Origin of the sequence: Candidatus Thiothrix sulfatifontis (assembly GCA_022828425.1) — a bacterium.
GTDB lineage: Bacteria > Pseudomonadota > Gammaproteobacteria > Thiotrichales > Thiotrichaceae > Thiothrix > Thiothrix sulfatifontis.
Genome location: CP094685.1, coordinates 3,428,405 through 3,447,149 on the forward strand (window position 1 = coordinate 3,428,405; position 18,745 = coordinate 3,447,149).

The window sequence follows — 18,745 nt, forward strand, 5'->3', positions numbered from 1 at the left end:
AATCGCGACCACACACGAAAAGAAAGGATGTAATATGACCGCCAAACTTGACCCAATTGCCGCCAGCCATGCGCTACACGCTGCCATGCAACAATGGCGGCGCGATATTCACCAACACCCCGAAACCGCTTACGAAGAATTCCGCACCAGCGCTCAAGTCGCGGCACGGTTGCAGGCATTGGGAATGGAAGTTCACACCGGCATTGGTGAAACCGGCGTGGTCGGCGTGCTACCCGGCAAGCAGCCCGGCGTCAAACATGTTGGTTTACGCGCGGATATGGATGCGCTACCGCTGACCGAATTGAATACCTTCGCCCATGCCTCCTGCCATCACGGTAAAATGCACGGCTGCGGGCATGACGGCCACACCACCATGTTGCTGGGGGCTGCCACGATTTTGGCACAACACCCGGATTTTGCGGGAACAGTGTATTTCATTTTTCAACCCGCAGAAGAAAGCAATGCCGGGGCAAAATGCATGATTGAGGCGGGCTTATTCCAGCGCTTCCCCATCACCGAAGTGTACGGAATGCATAATTGGCCGGGGATTCCCACCGGGCAGTTTGCGGTGCATTCCGGCGCGGTCATGGCATCGACCGACAGTTTCGACATTGAAATCCAAGCGCAAGGCGGTCATGCCGCGATGCCGGATACAGTCATTGACCCGGTATTGGTTGCCGGGCATATTATTACGGCAACGCAAAGCATTGTCGCACGTAACCTGAAACCCACCAGCGGCGGCGTGATTAGCATTACCAAAATGCTCGGCGGCAGTGCTTACAATGTGATCCCTGAAACCGTGAGTTTGCATGGCACTATCCGCAGCCTTGATCCGCAAGATCGCGCCTTATTGAAGCAACGCCTGCAACACTTGGTAGAACACACCGCGCAAGCGTTTGCTGCCAGTGCCAGTGTGCGTTTTATGGAAGGCTACCCCGCCACTATCAACCATTCCAGCAATGCCGAAGCCTGTTATCAGGTCACGACCGCGTTAGTGGGCGAGGCATGTGTGCAATGGAACCCGCCACCGAGCATGGGTGCGGAAGATTTCGCCTATATGCTGCAACACCGCCCCGGTGCGTACATCTGGATCGGCAATGGCGACGCGAACGAAAGCCGCGCTTTGCACAATCCGTATTACGATTTCAACGACAATATCTTGCCGCTAGGGGCAAGTTACTGGGTGCGTTTAGTGCAACACTTGTGTCGTTAAGGTTGCACCAGCAACGGCTTGTATTTGCCAGTCCCGGTGCGCAGGGTCTGGCGAATCGCTTTCAAAAGTGGGCGATATTTGCCGTCGCCAGAAACACACTGATCAATGGAACCGCCACCTGCCCCCGGTGGTAGGCATTCACGCCCTAACTCCCACAGCATCACCCCACCCAAACCTTTTTCTTTGACGTACTTAACCTTTTCCGACACCGAACGCGCATCGTTGTAGGAGATGAACATGTCAGCATCTGAACCGGCTTTATTGATACTCAAGTAGGGCATTTTGGCTTTATCGTCCCAACGGTAATACTCCGGTTTGTAGCTGCAATCGTTACTTGCCCCCTTGACACATTGATAACCGGGCTTCATTAATTGCGAATAACGACCACGATCAATCTTGTCGCCACCCGAAGATTCCCACGTACCCGGCAAAGCAGTCCAGGTTTGCATGGGAGCTGTCACGCCATCGGTGGTAGAGGTTACTTTTCCTCCAATCCAACCGCGTATTTCACCGCTGATACCCAACCCCAGTTTACTGGGCAATACCCCAGCACTGATGAATTGCTGAAGCGCTCTGTCCGCTGACATTACCGATCTCGCAGGGTTGGTTGGATATTTATTGCCGCCGTCGTATAACGCACCGTCGTGCCAAGTAACCCCGTCATTAGCAATCGCTAAGTCATAAGCCATGACATTAATTTGATCCAATTTATCTTGCAGCTTAGTCAAGAGCTTACGTAAATTACCAGTGCTGTTATCGACCACCACTTCAATACCGGTCGCAATCGCTAATAACGGGCGTTCCACCAACATACCGGGATTGTTGGTTTTATTAAGCGTCTTCATTTGGGCTTGCAATTCGGTGATGAACGCTTCGTAATTCGGGTTATTGCCGGAACTGTCCGCTGTGACAGGCTCTAGGTCAATATCAAGCCCATCGTAACCGGGGCCAGTGCCGTTTTTAAGTACATCAATGAGTTGAGTTACCAAGGTTCGCCGCTTGGCTGCATCTGCCAATACCGGGGCATACCCACCAAAATTGACGACACTGAATAAAACTTTTACGCCTTTTGCATGAGCTTGCTCAATCAACCCTGTCCGCCGACTTTCGCTATCCAACCCCCAGCCGCCGTAATTCAGGTCTAATGTGCCATTGCTGTTCAGCCCTGCCGCGTGATGAATAATATGCGTGAGGGTGTCCCAGTCCTCATCGTTAAGAATGCCAACGGTGCCATCGCTGCGGTGCCATTCGCCCGTGACATAACCCGTTACCCACGGCTTGGTAATCTTTTCACCGGCGTGAACGGCAGGTGGTACCACCAACGCCAGTAATGCCAGTAGCCCTGTCGCCATCACCGCATTAACGTTGGCCATTGTCATTCTCATGGCGTATCCTCCTAATGTGCTTTCTGCATTAGCTTTAAAAACGTTATATTAGCTTAGTATTGTTTTGCATAAAACCAATGAATAAATATTGTGCGTTCGTCATGAAAAATAATGAAATTTTCACTGAACTACTTAACATAGGCTCACTCTAATCTTACACCAGAGTTTGGGAAAACATGGCGACAGCCAAAAATACAATTTCTATTAAGGAGCTATACATGAAAACCGTTATTTATTCACTGGGGGCTTTGACACTGGCGGCAGCATTGACTGCTTGCGGTACACCAATGACTAATTCACAAACTGGCGCAATGGCTGGTGCCGTACTCGGTGGTGTTGCAGGCAACCAAGTAGGCCAAGGCCAAGGTAAAACCGCCGCAACCATCGTAGGAACCATGGTCGGCAGCGCTGTCGGTGGTCAAATGGGTGCCCAGCAAGACCGTTACTACCAACAGCCGCAACCAGCACCGTATTACAACAACCGGGGCTACTAAGCCTCGCACAGACTCGCTGCTGCACGCTTGGGCAGCGAGTGCCTCTCTCCCAAAACATCAGAACAGGAGTGTCCCGATGAGAACATTAATAAATCATTCTCGCCTTGCAACCGCACTGGTCGCATCCGTTCTACTGAGTGGATGCGTCGACACTGCGCCCATTAACAACACCCAGACTGGTTCAATGATTGGCGCAGTATTGGGCGGTGTTGCAGGTAATCAATTCGGCAATGGTGACGGCAAAACTGCCATGACCATCATCGGCACCATGATGGGCAGCTACCTCGGCAGCCAATGGGGAGCGCAATTGGACACGCGTGACCAACAAAATTTAGGTCAATCCATTTACAGCGGTCGCCCAGCCACCTGGCAAAACCCAAACACCGGCTACCAATACAACGTCAACCCCGGTCAGGTTTACCGCGCTAGCGTCAACAACCAAAGTACCGTCTGTCGCCCTGTGACCATTGTGGGTACGATTGATGGCAGAAACCAAAATATCCAAACCCAAGCTTGCCAAGACAGCCGTGGGCAGTGGCAACTGTCACGCTGATGCCTTTATCGGCACACTAATTCCTTTAACCCGTTACCCTCTTTCACGGGGGGCGGGTTTCTGTATTACAATCCATGCTTGATAGCCACAACAAGAGCAATGTATGGATATAGTTTATGTACGCGACCTGCGCCTCGATGCCCGCATCGGCATTTACGAGTGGGAAAAACGCATCCTGCAAAAAATTCGCATTGATTTGGAAATGGCGTGGGATAACCGCATCCCCGCCGCCAGCGACGCCATTAAAGACACCCTCAACTACAAAACCGCTGCCAAGCGTGTCATGCAACTGGTCGACAGCGCTCATTACGAATTAGTCGAGCGCCTCGCAGAAACCATCGCAGAAACCCTCATGCAAGAATTGCACATTCCTTGGATACAAGTCACCGTCGGCAAACCCGGCGCAGTACGCGGTGCGAGCGAAGTCGGTGTTAAAATTGAACGTGGCAATCGGCAATGGCAAACGTCTATTTAAGCCTTGGCAGCAATATCGCACGCGAAGCCAACCTGTGCAGCGCGATGCAACGTTTGCAGCAAGATTTTGGTCACGTGGTGTTTTCGCACGTCTATGAAACGCCCGCCGCAGGGTTTGCGGGTGAACCCTTTTTCAATTTAGCCGCTGGCCTTACCACCGCGCTAACGCCAACCGCCCTGAAACACTATTTACGGGAATTGGAACAAACCCACGGACGCTTGCGTGGCGAGGAGAAGTTCAGCCCTCGCACCCTAGACGTTGATCTGTTGCTTTACGATGATTGGAACTTGCAACCGACCACCAATTTGCCGCACCAAGACATTCTCACTTATGCATTTGTGCTGTTCCCGCTGGCGGAAATTGCTTCAACGGTCATGCACCCCGTGTTGCAACGCGCTATCGGCGAGATTGCTCGCGAATCAACGCTGTCGGCGGCAATGATGCGCCCTGTTACCTTAAATTGCGGCGCTTAAGCCGTGAAGTGCGCTTTCAGTTGTTGAATAAAATGATCCAAACGCTGATCAAGGCTGCTGCCCATACGTCCCTTGATGCGCCCTAGTGGGCTGCGGGTTTCCAGCATTTCCGTAAAAGTGACGCGCGTGCCACCGGGAACGGCATTCAGGCGGGCATGACGAGTCCCCTTATTGCTACCCTGCGTCATTTCTACCAGCAATTCTTTCAGCGGTAACTCTTTCAGCTTACGCAATACTAGCGGACGCTGATTAGCCACTTGCTCAACCCAACGCAAGCCCTCGTCATCATCCAGCATTTGCATACTGGTCAGATCAGCACGCCATTGTGCTTGCTGCGAAAAATCGCTGAGCGCATTCCACACGGCATCGGCAGGCGCTTTGATTAATTCGACCCGCGTCACTTGTTGATAGGGTGAAATCAAAAACCCCACCAATACCGGCAGCAACAGCAGCAGGATAACCAGCGTTATTACAACCCACATCATACGGTGTTCCCTCAAGTTTTTCCGTAAACGCAAAAACCCGGCGAAGCCGGGCTTTGGAAAGAATCGCAGATCAGTAAGCAATTACTTGATCTTGGCTTCCTTAAACATAACATGTTTACGCACAACCGGATCGTACTTGCTGAACTCTAATTTGTCCGGCGTGGTGCGCTTGTTCTTGGTTGTAGTATAGAAAAATCCAGTTCCTGCGGAAGAAACCAGCTTGATTTTATCACGACCGCCTTTCTTAGCCATTCGCTGTTACCTCCGGTAAATTAAACTTTTTCGCCACGGCCACGAATATCAGCAAGAATGGTATCAATACCCAACTTGTCGATAATACGCATACCTTTTGCAGAAACGCGCAGGCGAACCCAGCGTCCTTCGCTTTCGACCCAGAAGCGCTTCGCGTGCAGGTTAGGCAGGAAACGGCGCTTGGTTCTATTGTTAGCGTGCGACACATTGTTACCTGTGACGGGACGCTTACCTGTTACTTGACATACACGAGACATCGGGATACTCCAGATCTGCGATTCTTGAACTCTAAAGGCGCGTGAGGATACCAGAAGCCCCCCCTGCAAGCAACCCAAGCACCTGTTTTTTTACACAAGGCTCATAACAATGGCGCCAGCAATCGCGCAATATTTTCAGCCAAACGCTGCCATTTGCCCAATTGACGGCGCTGGGCTTCCGTCACTTCCTGCGTATTTGCACAAGCGTTTAGAAAATCTTGTTCCAGCTTACTGGCGATTTCGGCGCTGTAAAAAAAGATGTTGCCTTCAAAATTGAGGCGAAAACTGCGCTGATCCATATTCGCCGACCCCAGCGTCGCGAAATTGCTGTCGATCATCACCGCTTTGGCATGAGGCATGGCACGGTACATTTCAAACACGCGCACGCCCGCCGCCAGCAAATCGTCTATAAAGGAGCGCCCCGCGTACAATACCAGCGGATGATCCGATTTCCCCGGCAATAGCAAGCGCACATCCACGCCGCGCAATGCTGCTGTTTGCAAGGCCATCAGAATCGGGCGATCCGGCACGAAATACGGCGTTTCAATCCAAATCCGCGTATTCGCCAGATTCATCGCCGCAAACAACACGGTATGAATCGCTTGCCAACGTTCATCCGCAGGCCCGCTGGCAAGGAATTGCGCGTGAATCGTTCCGGCATCCGCAATCACCGGAAAATACACCTCGCTCACCAAATCTTCGCCGGTAGCGTGATACCAATCCTGACAAAACACCTCCTGCAAGGTATACACCACCGGCCCCTGAATTCGTGCGTGCAAATCTTGCCAAGGCTCGCCTCTGCCCGCGTACACATCGCCGACATTCATCCCGCCCGTAAAAGCCAGCATGCCATCAATAATGACCACTTTACGGTGATTGCGATTGTTCAGATTAAGCTGGCGGCTTAACACATTCACTTTCAGAAAACGTTCGACTTGCCCGCCTGCGGCTAACAGTGGCGCAAAAAAGCGTGCATTGGCCTGACGCGAACCCACATCATCCACCAGCAAACGCACCGTGACCCCACGCTGTGCCGCTTGCACCAAGGCATTGCGCAAACGTTCGCCGGTATAATCCGCCTCCCAGATATAGTAGACCAGATGAATATGCTGGGTAGCAGCGGCGAAAGCCTGTTCCAAGACCGCAAATAGCTGTTCACCTTCGCGCATAATGTCGACGGCATTGCCACCGACGGGGCCGATTTCATCCAGCTTATTGACCAATTTGAGTAATGACGGCGGAATCCCGCGAATATATTGCTGACCATTCAAGCAAACCTGCACATTTTGTAACGTATTCGCCAACTTTTCCTCGACCCGACGGCGTTTGCGACGGCGCAAATGCAAGCGCGTCGTGCCAAACACCCAAAAACTTAGCAGCCCAATAAAAGGCACAAAGACAATCGCCAACACCCACGCCAGTGTCGCCCCCGACTCACGGCGTTGCTGCACCACTGTCGGTAACAAGGTAGCGACAATAATAACGTCCAACAATAATAAGCCGGTATTAAACCAACTTGTCAGGTAAGCCGTCACGAATATCCCTTCCACAGGCGGTTAACCGAGCGTATTGCGATCAACCCAACGTACCGTGCCATTACTCAAGGTTTCACGCTTCCAGAAAGGTGCGGTGTGTTTGAGCGTTTCCATCAAATGACGGCAAGCCTCAAACGCAGCGGCGCGATGAGCTGACCACACTGCCACCAACACAATCGGTTGCGCTGGTAAGATTTCGCCAACACGGTGCACCACCAACGCCGCATCCAGCGACCAGCGTTGCGCCGCTTCCGCCACCAGCGTTGCCAATTGGCGCTCGGTCATGCCGGGGTAATGCTCCAAATACATGCCCGTCACGTCATCGCTTTCGTTGAAATCGCGCATTGTGCCGACGAATACAGCGGTTGCCCCGGAACGCGCATTGTCCGGCAACTGTCGCGCTTGCCAATCGGCGAGGTATTGCCAAGGCTCAAACGGCATGTCGCGCACGTCAACGTGTTGCATGATCAGCCTCCGGTAACGGGTGGGAAAAACGCCACTTCATCGCCCGGTTGCACCAAGCTGTCAGCATCCACATACGTTTGATTGATGGACATCAACACATTATCCGGCAAATGCGCTTCACCGCTGCTGCGCTGCCAGACTTCTTGCAAGGTCAACGGCGTATCGGTTTCCAGCAGCCGTTGGCTTTGCCCGATGCGTTCGCGCAGGCTGGCGAAAAACAGTACTTTAATGGGCATTTAAACCTCCCTTTATTGGATTTTGATGGGCTTCTTCTAATAACCATTCCACAAATACATCGCAAGCGCGTTGATTTAAGGGCGCGGATTGCGGGCGAAACACGTAGTAAGCGTGCTCCAATGGCATCGGCAAATCAAAGGGGATGCACAACCTGCCCGCATCAATATCAGCTTGCGCCAATGGCTTGATGCTCAACAGCACGCCTTGCGCATCCACAGCCGCATCCAACGCTAATGACACATGGTTAAAATGCAGCCCCCGGTTCGCATTAATGCCTTCCACACCCTGTAATTTTAGCCATTTTGACCAACTGGGGTGTCCCACATAATTCGTATCATCATGCAACAAGGTGTGAAACGCCAAATCCGCAGGTGTGTGCAAGGGGTGCGGATGTTGCGCATTCAACAACGCCGGGCTGCAAACCGGCACGGCTGATACCGCAAACAGCTTGGTGATACTGTCACCGGGGTATTGCCCAGCGCCAAAACCGATGACCACATCCACCTGATTTTGGCGAAAAAACGTATCCATGGCGCGATTATCCTGCTGAAGATCCGCATCTACCAGACTGACATTGCTATTAATTTGCATATCAATTTCCGGGTGTTGCCGGGAAAAACGCGGCAGGCGCGGAATCAACCATTTAGACGCAAACGAAGGTGCCGCGCATACCGTAATGTGTTCGCGGTGGGTTTCATTGCGCATCAAATGCACTGCATCCGCCAGACAATCAAACGCTTGGCGCAATTTTGGCAAGGCTGCCTCCGCGCCTTTGCTGAGCACAATTGAACGATTTTTACGTTCCAACAACGCAAAGCCAAGGTAATCCTCCAGAAATTTAATCTGGTGACTAATGGCGGCACGAGTCACATGAAGTTCTGCCGCCGCTTTGGTAAAACTCAAGTGGCGGGCAACGGCTTCAAAAGCTCGCAAAGCATTCAGGGGGGGCAGTTGTTGTGACATGGGGCAATTATGCCTGAATCACCGCGCATCTCGCAGTGATACTTTAAACAATAACTGTGCTAGACTTTTTCCCCTTATTCAACCTGAAATGCACGCCACGCACACCATGAATCAGGACATCTTTGATACCTATATTGCCCAAGGCTACAACCGCGTTCCTGTCCGCCGAACCATTCTGGCTGACCTTGACACCCCGTTAAGTGCCTACCTCAAACTCGCTGACGCGCCCTATTCCTACCTGTTCGAGTCCGTACAGGGCGGGGAAAAATGGGGACGTTATTCCATGCTTGGCCTGCCTGCGCAAACCATCATCAAGGTGTTCGGCTTGCAGGTGGAAGTGCATCGCGCTCATCAGCCGATTGAACGTTTTGACGTGGCTGACCCGCTGGCGTGGATTACCGCATTCCAGCAGCAATACCAAGTACCCGACATCGAAGACTTGCCGCGCTTCAACGGCGGGCTAGTCGGCTATTTCGGCTACGAAACCATCCGTTACATCGAGAAAAAACTCGCCACGGGGCGCGACAAACCCGACCCGATTGGTACACCCGACATTGTGCTAATGGTGTCGGATGAAGTCGTGGTCTTCGACAATTTGCGCGGCGAATTGCACTTAATCGTTTTGGCGGAAGCCAACGGCTACCAGCAAGCCCAGCAACGCCTCAATGCGCTCGAACAGCAATTGCAGGAAGCCCGCCGCCTTTACCAACCCGCCCCCAAAGCGACACAGGTAGAAGAAAGCGACTTCATTTCCGGCTTCACCGAAGACGGTTTCAAGCAAGCGGTGCTGGATGCCAAGGAATACATCAAGGCAGGCGACATCATGCAAGTGGTGCTGTCGCAGCGCATGAGCATTCCGTTTGCCGCGCCGCCGCTGGATTTGTACCGCGCTTTGCGCCGCCTCAATCCATCACCGTACATGTATTTCCTCAATCTGGGTGATTTCCACATCGTCGGTTCTTCACCGGAAATTTTGGTGCGCCTTGAAGATGACGTGATTACCGTGCGCCCAATTGCCGGAACGCGCCGCCGTGGTGACACCGAACAGCGCGATCAGGAACTCGAAACCGAACTGCTCAACGACCCCAAAGAACTCGCCGAACACCTGATGTTGATCGACCTTGGGCGCAACGATGCGGGGCGCGTCAGCGAAATCGGCTCGGTCAAACTCACCGACAAAATGATCGTGGAACGCTATTCGCACGTCATGCACATCGTTTCCAACGTCACCGGCAAACTGCTGGCGGGGCTGGATGCGATGGATGTATTACGCGCCACCTTCCCCGCCGGAACCGTCAGTGGTGCGCCGAAAATCCGCGCGATGGAAATCATCGACGAACTCGAACCTGTGAAGCGCGGCGTGTATTCGGGCGCGGTCGGTTATTTGGCGTGGAACGGCAATATGGATACTGCGATTGCGATTCGTACTGCCGTCATCAAGGATGATGTGCTGCACATTCAAGCGGGTGCAGGCGTGGTGTACGACTCCGTACCGCAATCGGAATGGGATGAAACCATGAACAAAGGGCGGGCGGTATTCCGTGCGGCTAGTGCAGCATTGTCCGGCTTGAACGGCAAACATAAGTAAGCAAGAGGTATACTATGCGCGTCTTAATGATTGATAACTATGACTCTTTTACTTACAACATCGTACAATATCTGGGTGAGTTAGGGGCGGACGTTCAAATCGTGCGTAACGACGAAATTCCCGTCGAAGCGATTGACGGCATCGCCCCAGACAAAATCGTACTGTCGCCAGGGCCTTGCACACCGACGGAAGCAGGCATTTCCATCCTCACCCTGCTGCGTTTTGCGGGCAAAATCCCCATCCTCGGCGTATGCCTTGGGCATCAATCCATCGGGCAAGCCTTCGGCGGCAAGATCATCCGCGCCAAAGCAATCATGCACGGCAAAATCTCCTTGGTGCATCACAATGGCACGGGCGTATTCACCGGCTTACCCAGCCCGTTTGAAGCCACCCGCTACCATTCGCTAGTGATCGAACAGGAAAGCATTCCCGACTGCTTAGAAATTACCGCGTGGACGGAAACGGCGGATGGCAAGCTGGATGAAATCATGGGTGTGCGCCACAAAACGCTGCCAGTGGAAGGTGTGCAATTCCATCCCGAATCCATCCTCACCCAATACGGGCATGATATGTTGCGGAATTTCTTGGATGGAAAGTAAGGTTGCTATGCTTGCATCAAAACCTACCCTTACCTAGAGTTGCTGATATGTCCCAACCACAGACACAACATTACACAACGGAAGCCGAATACCTCACGTTTCAAAACGACGGAGACATTCGCCACGAATACGTGGATGGACAAATTTATGCAATGGCAGGCGCGAACGATAAGCACAATCGTGTCACGATGAATATCGGCTTTCATCTGCGCCGCCAAACGCGCGGCACGACTTGCACTACGTACCTCAGCGACATGAAACTGCGCATGGAAGGCGGGCGTTATTTTTACTACCCCGATGTCATGCTGTGCTGTGATACTGACGACAATATCGGCGGGTATTACCGTGAACAGCCGTGCATCATCGTTGAAGTTTCATCACCCGCTACTGCCAATGTTGACCGCCGTGAAAAACTGCTGAATTATCAGCGTATATCCAGTCTGCGTTATTACTTGCTAGTTTCACCCGAACACGTACAAGTTGACTATTACCAGCGCAATGCCAGCAAGCAATGGGAGCTTGCCTCACTAGAAAAAGGCGAAGCATTGGAAATACAGTGTGGCGACAAAAAGCTACAACTGACTCTGGAAGATATTTACGAAGATATGGACATGATACTGTGAAATCACACCATACTTAGGTTACACTGAAAAAAGTTATACCTGTAGAAACTACTAGCAACGCATATCACGTGAAGGGATATTCATGGAAAGCATTTCAAATAAGTACTTAATAGCCATAAAAGAAAAAACCGATTGTTATCACCACATTGAATTCAAAGATGAGCAATCAATTAAAGAAAAAATTAAAGATATATATCCAAAAATACAAATAAATAAACTAGAAGAAAACGCAGAAAAAGAAATATTTTTTACTTTGGAAATTTCTTGTCAACTTCAAAACAATCTGATACCAGATAGCTTTCTTAGTGCTTGTAAAAAAATAGAAAACATTTTTGATATAGATAAAAATAAATTAACAATAAAAAAAGCAAGTGAAAAACAAGAAGTGATATGCGATGGAGTAAAAATCGAAACATTATGGAATGGGATTTCGTTTTTTTACTCTACCGAATCATACAAGTTAATTCATCAGGTCGAAAATCTCACGAGAGCAATCGTTAATTATTTCATGCATACAAAAGCTGGAAGAGATTGGCTCATAGGATTTAACGAGAAATCTACTGACATCAGAAAACTAAAAGAAAGAAAATCTCAAAATCATCTTTATGAATTAGAATTTTCTGATTTAGGAAAAATACTATATGAAGTTTATGGATATGAACAAAGCATTAACAACATAAAACATGAGTTTAACAAATCAAATCAACATAAAGAAGACTCTATAAGTATAAAATTACTAGAGAAGATTTTACCAAAGAGTTATTTGGAAACATTTTTTCCTGAATTTGAAAAGATAAATGGAAAAGACTTTAAAGGCATATGGAAAAGACTAACAGAACTAAGGAATATCGTTGCTCATAATAAATTTATCAATCATGATACTTTTGACGAGATAAAAAAATATGCTAACCCAATAATAAGTTACACAAAGAGATCAATGATTGAAATTCCAAAAATGAGTCCTGATGAACATGATTTATCTAATATGGTAGCGCATATATCAGCAACACTTAATAATGAAACAATTGAAGACGATTATTCAGATGCCATTGAAGAAGAACCAATCAATATAAACACCTCCAGTCAATATAAAGGAGTTTTATTTGACACCAATAATTCTTATGATGAGAATGCCGTATGGGAAATGATGAAAAACAAGTATGTTGCTGCTTATGGAGATGCAAAACATTACATTGAATATTTAAACACAGAAGATATTATTTTTTTCTATCACAGAGGATATGGAATAATTGCCGCCGGGAAAGTAACAGACAAAAAAACAAACAAAGGAAATGGGACTAGCTACAAAAAAGAAGTAGTGTTTTTAACAGCAATACCTAAAACATCAGAAATAAAATCACATGTCTCAATTAAAAAAATACGTGAAATAACAGGGAGAAACTTTTTCTGGGCAAGAACACTGAAAGTACCATATTTAAGTAGTGATGAAACCAATAATTTGCTTGAAAAAATAATACCAATATTGGGAAAAGCTGATGATACGGATAGTTAAGGCTGTTTTAACGCAGTATCCTGCAACCCAAGCCATCTACCTCTTCGGCTCATGGGAGACAGAACATCAAACACCGCACAGCGACCTAGACATCGCTGTATTGCTGCCTCATGAAACAGCCAAGCATATTGACCCGTGGGAATGGCTAACCCTATCCCAAAAACTTGCAAGCATTGCCGGAGTAGAAAAAGTCGATCTCATCAACTTACGCCAAGTCGATACGGTTTTGCGTAAAGAAATCATCACAGCCAATCGCCGTATTTGGTGCACTGACGAAAGTGCCGCCCTCGAATTTGAAGCATTAACCCTATCGCTGTACCATCAACTCCAGTTTGAACGCCAAGACATCATCAACGATGCCATCAAAACAGGACGCTTCCGCCATGCTTGATAGTGTATTGAACAAAAAAGACAGTCTCGAACGCTGTATCCAGCAAATCCACACCTACTACGCACTGCCTGCGGACAAGCCTTTCGCGCAGGATTTCATGAAACAGGATGCCATCAGCATCAATCTGCAACGTGCCGCCCAGTTGTGTATTGACCTAGCAAACATTACCATCCGCAGCAAGAAACTTGGCCTCCCCAAAGACAGCAGCGACAGTTTTACCCTGTTGGTTGAAGCAAGCATCATCGACAACACGATGGGACAGCACCTCAAAGGTATGGTCGGTTTCCGTAACATATTGGTACATGAATACACCAAACTCGACCTCAGCATTATGGTTGATGTGATTGAAAACCATCTGGAAGAATTGATCGATTTTGCCCAACTTATCCTCCTGAAATTCAAGGACGACAACATTTGAAAACTGCTGAACCCGCCACCCTCCTGCGTCGCCTCGGCGCAATCATTTACGACACCGTACTCGCGGGCTTTAGCATCGTTATTGTCGCGGGTATCGTGTCAGCCAGCTTTACTGCGCTAACGGGCATCAAACCACCCGCCGCGTTGATGATGCTGGCATACGCCGCCATGACCTACGGCTTTTTCGGCTGGTTTTGGACGCACGGCGGGCAAACGCTGGGAATGCGAGCATGGAAAGTGCGCGTCGTCACCACCGATGGGCAACCGATCAACTGGCAGCAAGCCCAAACCCGTTTTATATGGGCAGCCGCCAGTTGGGGTGCATTAGGTGTCGGTTTTTTAATTTCTTTATTCGACCCCGAACGCCTGACTTGGCATGACCGTTTTTCACACACACGTTTGGTGCGCATCCACAAAAAATGATCACTCCACGGGTTTTGGCACTACAAAACCCAGATTGTGTACCGGAAACGCGCCCAGCTTACGATCGCTGAAAAAACATTCCAAGGTCTTGCGCACCGACGGAAACGCCAACTCGCCCCACGGAATTTCATGCTCGTGGAACAAGCGCGTTTCCAAACTTTCCAACCCCGGCGAAAAGTCATCCGACACCAATTCACAGCGGTACAGCATGTACACCTGATTGATGTGCGGAATGCTAATCACCGTATACAGCCGCAAATCGCGCAAGCTCGCATTCGCCTCTTCATGCGCCTCACGCGCCGCCGCCTGATCGGTGGTTTCGCCGTTTTCCATGAACCCCGCAGGCAATGTCCACAAGCCGTAACGCGGTGCAATTGCTCGCCGACACAACAACACCTGTTCGCCCCACACCGGCAACGCCCCCGCCACAATTTTCGGGTTTTGGTAATGAATCATCCCGCACGTATCACACACAAAACGCATTCGTTCATCGTTTTCGGGGATCTGTAAACTCACGGTCGCGCCACAGTCGCTGCAATAATTCATGTTTTCTCCTGAAATAATGGTATCCTACCCGGCTTCGTTTTCTGTTGTGCTGTTTATACCATGAAACCCGTCCTCGCACTGATTGGCCGCCCGAATGTCGGTAAATCCACCCTATTCAACCGCCTGACCCGCTCGCGTGATGCGCTGGTGGCGGACTTTCCCGGCCTGACTCGTGACCGCAAATACGGCACTGGCGAACTCAACGGACGCAGCTACATGCTGATCGACACCGGCGGTTTGAGCGGTGAAGAACTCGGCATCGACGAACACATGGCGAAACAAACACGCGCTGCCATGCAGGAATCCGATGCCATCTTGTTCATCGTCGATGGCAAGCAAGGGCTGACCGCCGCCGACCAACAGATTGCGCAAGACATCCGCGTGATGGGCAAGCCAGTTTACCTGCTGGTCAATAAAATCGACGGGGTGGATGCGGATCAAGCCTCCGCCGAATTTTATTCGCTCGGTTTCACCGAAGTGTTCCAGATTGCAGCGGTGCAAGGGCGCGGCGTGACCGTGCTGATGACGGCGGTACTCGATTCACTCGGCGCGGATTTCGATGTCGAGGAAGAAGAGGAAGACGACGGCAGCATCCGCATCGCCTTCGTGGGTCGCCCCAACGTGGGCAAATCGACCCTGATTAACCGCATTATGGGCGAAGAGCGCGTGATTGCGTTCGACCAACCGGGCACAACCCGCGACAGCATTTTCATCCCGTTTGAACGCGATGGGCAAGCCTACACCTTGATCGACACCGCTGGAGTACGCCGCCGCAGCCGCGTGGATGAAACCATTGAAAAGTTCAGCATTATCAAAACACTGGATGCGATTCAACGTTGCCACGTCGTCATTATGCTGGTGGACGCACACGACAGCATCACCGACCAAGATGCCCACCTGCTGGGGCTGATTTTGGACGCGGGCAAAGCCTTGGTTCTGGCGGTGAATAAATGGGATGGCATGGAATCCGACGACCGCGAGTGGATCAAGCAACAGCTTGAAATCAAACTGCCGTTCCTTGATTTCGCTGAAAAGTATTTCATCTCCGCGCTGCACGGCTCTAACGTTGGCTTGCTGTATACGGCAGTGAAACGCGCTTACGATTCCGCCATGCTCAAAGTGCCTACGCCACGCTTGACACGCATTCTGGAAATGGCGGTGCAACAGCATCAGCCGCCGCTGACCCGTGGGCAACGCATCAAATTGCGCTACGCTCACCAAGGCGGCAGCAACCCGTTCCGCGTCATTATTCACGGCAACCGTACCGATTACGTGCCGGATATGTACACGCGCTACCTGACCAACTATTTCCACAAAACCCTGAAATTAGTGGGCAGTCAGGTGCGAATTGAATACAAAGGCGGCGAAAATCCGTATGAAGGCAAGCGCAATACGCTGACCCCGCGTCAGGAACACACCAAAAAACGGTTGGCTGCGCGGATTCACAAGATTAAGAAGAGCGAAAAGAAAAAGAAGTAAGCTCAATCCAGCAACAGTTTGAGCGAAACCAGTAACGACACGGTTACTAGGACAGGGCGGATCAGGCGCGTGCCGTGCTTGACCGCCATGTGCGAACCGAGGTAACTGCCGATCACCTGCCCTACTCCCATCACCAACCCTGCCAGCCAGACGATATGCCCTGAAAGCGCGAAAAACAGCAGCGAGGCAATATTGCTGGTAAAATTCAGCAGTTTGGTATTGCCCGTCGCTTTCGGCAAACCAAACCCCAGCAATGCTACGTAACCCATCGTGAAAAATGTGCCTGCACCGGGGCCAAAAAAACCGTCGTAGAAACCTGCGCCAACGCCGACCGTCATCGCAAAGGTTTTGGGTGAAATCACTTGGTGTTTATCCGCATCGCTGATTTTCGGTGAGAATAAGAAGTACAGCGCGAACAGTATCAGCAATACCGGAATCGCTTTTTCCAGCAGGCTGGAGTCGATTTGTTGCACCAGCAATGTGCCGCCGACTGAGCCGAGAAAGGTCAAGGCAATTGCCAACTTTTGCCCTTTGACATCGACCAAACCGTGGCGGGTGTAGTTGAGTGCGGCGGTGGATGAGCCGAAGCTGGCTTGCAGTTTGTTGGTCGCCAGCGTTTCCAATGGGGGGAAACCTGCCCAAAGCAAGGCGGGGATGCAGATCAGCCCTCCGCCGCCACCGATGGAATCCACCCAACCAGAGATAATGGCGATGATGAACAGGGCTAAGAGTAATTCCATGAAAATTCTGCCTATTTTTTGCCAGTGAAATTAATCCAATTTGATGTTAAAACCAATCACGCTACTTCCACCTCAAACCCCACAATATTCCGCTCCACCTTGCCAAAATCCACCCCAATCAAATAGATCGGCTGATTCAGATAGCGGTATTTATCCGCATACTGCCGTTCTTTCAACTGCTGCATCGCCTCGCCTTTCGGTGTCAATTCGACCACCTTAAACTCAAAAATATACACCCGCCCATTAAATTTCAGCGTCATATCCGTCCGCCCGTGATTCGTCGCATCCTCGACAATCACATCCAACCCCAACGCGGCAAAATACGAATAAAACACGCTGGCATAATAGCCTTCATAGTGTTGAATATCGTTATTGGTATACCAGTGATAAGGAATGCTGGCAAAGAAACTGTGAAACAGCGTCTTTAATCCTTGCAAATCATTCGCCTCTAATAAGGTATACAATTGCAAACCCTGTTCCACTTGCGCACTTTGATCTTGCACCAGCATACTCAACAAGCTTTCATTCAAACTTTGGTACACTTCTTTATTTGGATACCCCAAGCGATACAAAGTTTGGCTACCAATACGTTTTACCTCATGAATGGTTAAATACCCACTCTGAAACAATAACGCTTCAATGGCAATATGCCCAATATCAAAACTCGATAACATCGCACTGTTACTGAGCATACTCGTCAACTTAATCGAAGTCACTTGACGTTTAAACAACGTCTCTACCAAAAACGTTGGCGTGCCCGTTTCAAACCAGTAATTTTTAAATTCACGGCTTTTAAACAACTGCAAAATATCAAAGGGGTTATAAACGCCTTCACCTAGCCAATTGTAACCATTATACCACTCACGAATAGCCTGCCTATCTAACCCCACCAACTCTGGCGCAAACACGCTATCAATATCCTGATCGGTATAACCACAAATAGCTGAAAACTCAGGATCCAAGGTAATGTCATACAAATTATTTAACCCAGAAAACAAACTCACCTTAGAAAACTTGCTCACGCCAGTCAGAAAGCTGAATTTTATGTACGCATCGTAGTCTTTAATAATCCCATAAAACCCCCGCAGAAAATCGCGATTGATTTTGGCAACCTCAGGATAATCCAACGCATCCAAAATCGGCTTGTCGTATTCATCAATCAGAATCACCACCGGCAAAGCGGTTTGCTGCTGCACTTGCACAATCAAATCGGCAAAACGTCCGCCCATGTCATCAAATTGCCGTGAGATGCCGAAATGTTGCTCCAAATGGCGCAGTTGTGTGTTGAGCGTATTGGGCAAACCTTGGGTATCGGTGAATTTTCCACTGCCAAAACTAAACCGCAACACCGGATAGTGGATGCTCCAATCCCATTGATGCTGTGCGGCTAACCCCTGAAACAACGCGGCGTTACCTTCAAACAGCTCTTTTAGCGTATCCAAAAATAGACTTTTGCCAAAACGACGCGGACGCGACAGGAAATAATGCTTACCGCCGTTAATCAGTTGCAGCGCCAAGGCAGTTTTGTCCACGTAATAGTGATTTTTTTCCCGAATTTCACGGAAAGTCTGAATGCCAATGGGGAGTTTTTTGCGTGCAGTCATGGCGTTTGGCTTGCTATTATCGGAAGGTGTCAGCA

The 18,745-nt window shown here is 49.9% G+C and carries 24 protein-coding genes; 13 read left to right on the top strand and 11 right to left on the bottom strand.

What is annotated here, in order from left to right; translation table 11 throughout:
• Nucleotides 1-34 precede the first annotated feature (34 nt).
• A complete protein-coding gene (locus tag L3K52_17140; protein UOG91889.1) occupies nucleotides 35-1,213 on the top strand; it encodes a M20 family metallopeptidase in 1,179 nt (392 codons plus the stop codon).
• Here L3K52_17140 and L3K52_17145 read toward each other — a convergent pair.
• Nucleotides 1,210-2,598 (bottom strand): glycoside hydrolase family 18 protein, encoded by a 1,389-nt coding sequence (locus L3K52_17145; protein UOG91890.1) that lies wholly within the window; start codon nucleotides 2,596-2,598, stop codon nucleotides 1,210-1,212. The two genes, L3K52_17140 and L3K52_17145, sit on opposite strands and share 4 nt — an antisense overlap.
• A gap of 218 nt (nucleotides 2,599-2,816) precedes the next feature.
• Between L3K52_17145 and L3K52_17150 the strand changes: the two genes are divergently transcribed.
• The 4 genes from L3K52_17150 (at nucleotide 2,817) to folK (ending at nucleotide 4,593) form a co-directional block, all read left to right on the top strand.
• Complete coding sequence (locus tag L3K52_17150; protein ID UOG91891.1) at nucleotides 2,817-3,092, top strand: glycine zipper 2TM domain-containing protein; 276 nt, start codon at nucleotides 2,817-2,819, stop codon at nucleotides 3,090-3,092.
• Between the two features lie 76 nt (nucleotides 3,093-3,168).
• Nucleotides 3,169-3,645: a glycine zipper 2TM domain-containing protein gene (locus tag L3K52_17155; GenBank protein ID UOG91892.1), complete on the top strand. Its 477-nt coding sequence runs from the start codon at nucleotides 3,169-3,171 to the stop codon at nucleotides 3,643-3,645.
• Between the two features lie 103 nt (nucleotides 3,646-3,748).
• Nucleotides 3,749-4,120 carry a dihydroneopterin aldolase gene (gene folB, locus L3K52_17160; protein UOG91893.1) on the top strand — a complete coding sequence of 124 codons (372 nt, stop codon included), beginning with the start codon at nucleotides 3,749-3,751 and terminating at the stop codon, nucleotides 4,118-4,120.
• Nucleotides 4,102-4,593, top strand: coding sequence for a 2-amino-4-hydroxy-6-hydroxymethyldihydropteridine diphosphokinase (gene folK, locus L3K52_17165; protein ID UOG91894.1), 492 nt, complete (start codon nucleotides 4,102-4,104; stop codon nucleotides 4,591-4,593). The genes folB and folK overlap by 19 nt, the downstream gene beginning before the upstream one ends.
• On the opposite strand, the gene L3K52_17170 is transcribed toward folK, so the two are convergent.
• From L3K52_17170 to gcvA, 7 genes are all read right to left on the bottom strand, one after another.
• Complete coding sequence (locus tag L3K52_17170; protein ID UOG91895.1) at nucleotides 4,590-5,078, bottom strand: SRPBCC family protein; 489 nt, start codon at nucleotides 5,076-5,078, stop codon at nucleotides 4,590-4,592. The two genes, folK and L3K52_17170, sit on opposite strands and share 4 nt — an antisense overlap.
• A gap of 81 nt (nucleotides 5,079-5,159) precedes the next feature.
• Nucleotides 5,160-5,330, bottom strand: a complete 171-nt coding sequence (gene rpmG / locus L3K52_17175; GenBank protein ID UOG91896.1) for a 50S ribosomal protein L33 — start codon at nucleotides 5,328-5,330, stop codon at nucleotides 5,160-5,162.
• Between the two features lie 20 nt (nucleotides 5,331-5,350).
• Nucleotides 5,351-5,587 (bottom strand): 50S ribosomal protein L28, encoded by a 237-nt coding sequence (gene rpmB / locus L3K52_17180; protein ID UOG91897.1) that lies wholly within the window; start codon nucleotides 5,585-5,587, stop codon nucleotides 5,351-5,353.
• Nucleotides 5,588-5,688: 101 nt separating this feature from the next.
• A complete protein-coding gene (gene cls / locus L3K52_17185; protein ID UOG91898.1) occupies nucleotides 5,689-7,122 on the bottom strand; it encodes a cardiolipin synthase in 1,434 nt (477 codons plus the stop codon).
• Nucleotides 7,123-7,143: 21 nt separating this feature from the next.
• On the bottom strand, nucleotides 7,144-7,587 hold the full coding sequence (locus L3K52_17190; GenBank protein UOG91899.1) for a molybdenum cofactor biosynthesis protein MoaE: 444 nt from the start codon (nucleotides 7,585-7,587) through the stop codon (nucleotides 7,144-7,146).
• A 2-nt stretch (nucleotides 7,588-7,589) separates the two neighbouring features.
• Nucleotides 7,590-7,823, bottom strand: a complete 234-nt coding sequence (gene moaD / locus L3K52_17195; protein ID UOG91900.1) for a molybdopterin converting factor subunit 1 — start codon at nucleotides 7,821-7,823, stop codon at nucleotides 7,590-7,592.
• Nucleotides 7,813-8,787: a transcriptional regulator GcvA gene (gcvA, locus tag L3K52_17200; GenBank protein ID UOG91901.1), complete on the bottom strand. Its 975-nt coding sequence runs from the start codon at nucleotides 8,785-8,787 to the stop codon at nucleotides 7,813-7,815. The genes moaD and gcvA overlap by 11 nt, the downstream gene beginning before the upstream one ends.
• 106 nt (nucleotides 8,788-8,893) lie before the next feature.
• Here gcvA and trpE point away from each other — a divergent pair, with 106 nt between their 5' ends.
• From trpE to L3K52_17235, 7 genes are all read left to right on the top strand, one after another.
• Nucleotides 8,894-10,375, top strand: a complete 1,482-nt coding sequence (gene trpE, locus L3K52_17205) for an anthranilate synthase component I (GenBank protein ID UOG91902.1) — start codon at nucleotides 8,894-8,896, stop codon at nucleotides 10,373-10,375.
• Nucleotides 10,376-10,389: 14 nt separating this feature from the next.
• Complete coding sequence (locus L3K52_17210) at nucleotides 10,390-10,974, top strand: aminodeoxychorismate/anthranilate synthase component II (GenBank protein ID UOG91903.1); 585 nt, start codon at nucleotides 10,390-10,392, stop codon at nucleotides 10,972-10,974.
• 47 nt (nucleotides 10,975-11,021) lie between these two features.
• Entirely contained in the window at nucleotides 11,022-11,597 is a 576-nt protein-coding gene (locus L3K52_17215; protein UOG91904.1) for a Uma2 family endonuclease, read from the top strand.
• Nucleotides 11,598-11,679: 82 nt separating this feature from the next.
• A complete protein-coding gene (locus L3K52_17220) occupies nucleotides 11,680-13,110 on the top strand; it encodes a hypothetical protein (GenBank protein ID UOG91905.1) in 1,431 nt (476 codons plus the stop codon).
• On the top strand, nucleotides 13,094-13,501 hold the full coding sequence (locus L3K52_17225; GenBank protein ID UOG91906.1) for a nucleotidyltransferase domain-containing protein: 408 nt from the start codon (nucleotides 13,094-13,096) through the stop codon (nucleotides 13,499-13,501). The genes L3K52_17220 and L3K52_17225 overlap by 17 nt, the downstream gene beginning before the upstream one ends.
• Nucleotides 13,494-13,919 (top strand): DUF86 domain-containing protein, encoded by a 426-nt coding sequence (locus tag L3K52_17230; GenBank protein ID UOG91907.1) that lies wholly within the window; start codon nucleotides 13,494-13,496, stop codon nucleotides 13,917-13,919. Before L3K52_17225 ends, L3K52_17230 begins: the two co-directional genes overlap by 8 nt.
• Entirely contained in the window at nucleotides 13,916-14,341 is a 426-nt protein-coding gene (locus L3K52_17235; protein UOG91908.1) for an RDD family protein, read from the top strand. Before L3K52_17230 ends, L3K52_17235 begins: the two co-directional genes overlap by 4 nt.
• Here the strand turns inward: L3K52_17235 and L3K52_17240 are convergent, their stop codons facing one another.
• Nucleotides 14,342-14,887: an NUDIX hydrolase gene (locus L3K52_17240; GenBank protein UOG91909.1), complete on the bottom strand. Its 546-nt coding sequence runs from the start codon at nucleotides 14,885-14,887 to the stop codon at nucleotides 14,342-14,344.
• Between the two features lie 60 nt (nucleotides 14,888-14,947).
• On the opposite strand from L3K52_17240, the gene der reads away from it, so the two are divergent.
• Nucleotides 14,948-16,366 carry a ribosome biogenesis GTPase Der gene (gene der, locus L3K52_17245; GenBank protein ID UOG91910.1) on the top strand — a complete coding sequence of 473 codons (1,419 nt, stop codon included), beginning with the start codon at nucleotides 14,948-14,950 and terminating at the stop codon, nucleotides 16,364-16,366.
• Between the two features lie 2 nt (nucleotides 16,367-16,368).
• On the opposite strand, the gene L3K52_17250 is transcribed toward der, so the two are convergent.
• Together L3K52_17250 and L3K52_17255 are read right to left on the bottom strand one after the other, a co-directional pair.
• Nucleotides 16,369-17,106, bottom strand: coding sequence for a TSUP family transporter (locus L3K52_17250; GenBank protein UOG91911.1), 738 nt, complete (start codon nucleotides 17,104-17,106; stop codon nucleotides 16,369-16,371).
• A 56-nt stretch (nucleotides 17,107-17,162) separates the two neighbouring features.
• Nucleotides 17,163-18,710 carry an ATP-binding protein gene (locus tag L3K52_17255; protein UOG91912.1) on the bottom strand — a complete coding sequence of 516 codons (1,548 nt, stop codon included), beginning with the start codon at nucleotides 18,708-18,710 and terminating at the stop codon, nucleotides 17,163-17,165.
• Nucleotides 18,711-18,745: the final 35 nt, after the last annotated feature.

Bases quoted from the DNA above. Each gene is read 5' to 3' on its own strand.
- L3K52_17140 (UOG91889.1), top strand. From the start codon at position 35: ATGACCGCCAAACTTGACCCAATTGCCGCCAGCCATGCGCTACACGCT.
- L3K52_17145 (UOG91890.1), bottom strand. From the start codon at position 2,598: ATGAGAATGACAATGGCCAACGTTAATGCGGTGATGGCGACAGGGCTA.
- L3K52_17150 (UOG91891.1), top strand. From the start codon at position 2,817: ATGAAAACCGTTATTTATTCACTGGGGGCTTTGACACTGGCGGCAGCA.
- L3K52_17155 (UOG91892.1), top strand. From the start codon at position 3,169: ATGAGAACATTAATAAATCATTCTCGCCTTGCAACCGCACTGGTCGCA.
- folB (UOG91893.1), top strand. From the start codon at position 3,749: ATGGATATAGTTTATGTACGCGACCTGCGCCTCGATGCCCGCATCGGC.
- folK (UOG91894.1), top strand. From the start codon at position 4,102: ATGGCAAACGTCTATTTAAGCCTTGGCAGCAATATCGCACGCGAAGCC.
- L3K52_17170 (UOG91895.1), bottom strand. From the start codon at position 5,078: ATGATGTGGGTTGTAATAACGCTGGTTATCCTGCTGCTGTTGCTGCCG.
- rpmG (UOG91896.1), bottom strand. From the start codon at position 5,330: ATGGCTAAGAAAGGCGGTCGTGATAAAATCAAGCTGGTTTCTTCCGCA.
- rpmB (UOG91897.1), bottom strand. From the start codon at position 5,587: ATGTCTCGTGTATGTCAAGTAACAGGTAAGCGTCCCGTCACAGGTAAC.
- L3K52_17190 (UOG91899.1), bottom strand. From the start codon at position 7,587: ATGCAACACGTTGACGTGCGCGACATGCCGTTTGAGCCTTGGCAATAC.
- moaD (UOG91900.1), bottom strand. From the start codon at position 7,823: ATGCCCATTAAAGTACTGTTTTTCGCCAGCCTGCGCGAACGCATCGGG.
- gcvA (UOG91901.1), bottom strand. From the start codon at position 8,787: ATGTCACAACAACTGCCCCCCCTGAATGCTTTGCGAGCTTTTGAAGCC.
- trpE (UOG91902.1), top strand. From the start codon at position 8,894: ATGAATCAGGACATCTTTGATACCTATATTGCCCAAGGCTACAACCGC.
- L3K52_17210 (UOG91903.1), top strand. From the start codon at position 10,390: ATGCGCGTCTTAATGATTGATAACTATGACTCTTTTACTTACAACATC.
- L3K52_17215 (UOG91904.1), top strand. From the start codon at position 11,022: ATGTCCCAACCACAGACACAACATTACACAACGGAAGCCGAATACCTC.
- L3K52_17220 (UOG91905.1), top strand. From the start codon at position 11,680: ATGGAAAGCATTTCAAATAAGTACTTAATAGCCATAAAAGAAAAAACC.
- L3K52_17225 (UOG91906.1), top strand. From the start codon at position 13,094: ATGATACGGATAGTTAAGGCTGTTTTAACGCAGTATCCTGCAACCCAA.
- L3K52_17230 (UOG91907.1), top strand. From the start codon at position 13,494: ATGCTTGATAGTGTATTGAACAAAAAAGACAGTCTCGAACGCTGTATC.
- L3K52_17240 (UOG91909.1), bottom strand. From the start codon at position 14,887: ATGAATTATTGCAGCGACTGTGGCGCGACCGTGAGTTTACAGATCCCC.
- der (UOG91910.1), top strand. From the start codon at position 14,948: ATGAAACCCGTCCTCGCACTGATTGGCCGCCCGAATGTCGGTAAATCC.
- L3K52_17250 (UOG91911.1), bottom strand. From the start codon at position 17,106: ATGGAATTACTCTTAGCCCTGTTCATCATCGCCATTATCTCTGGTTGG.
- L3K52_17255 (UOG91912.1), bottom strand. From the start codon at position 18,710: ATGACTGCACGCAAAAAACTCCCCATTGGCATTCAGACTTTCCGTGAA.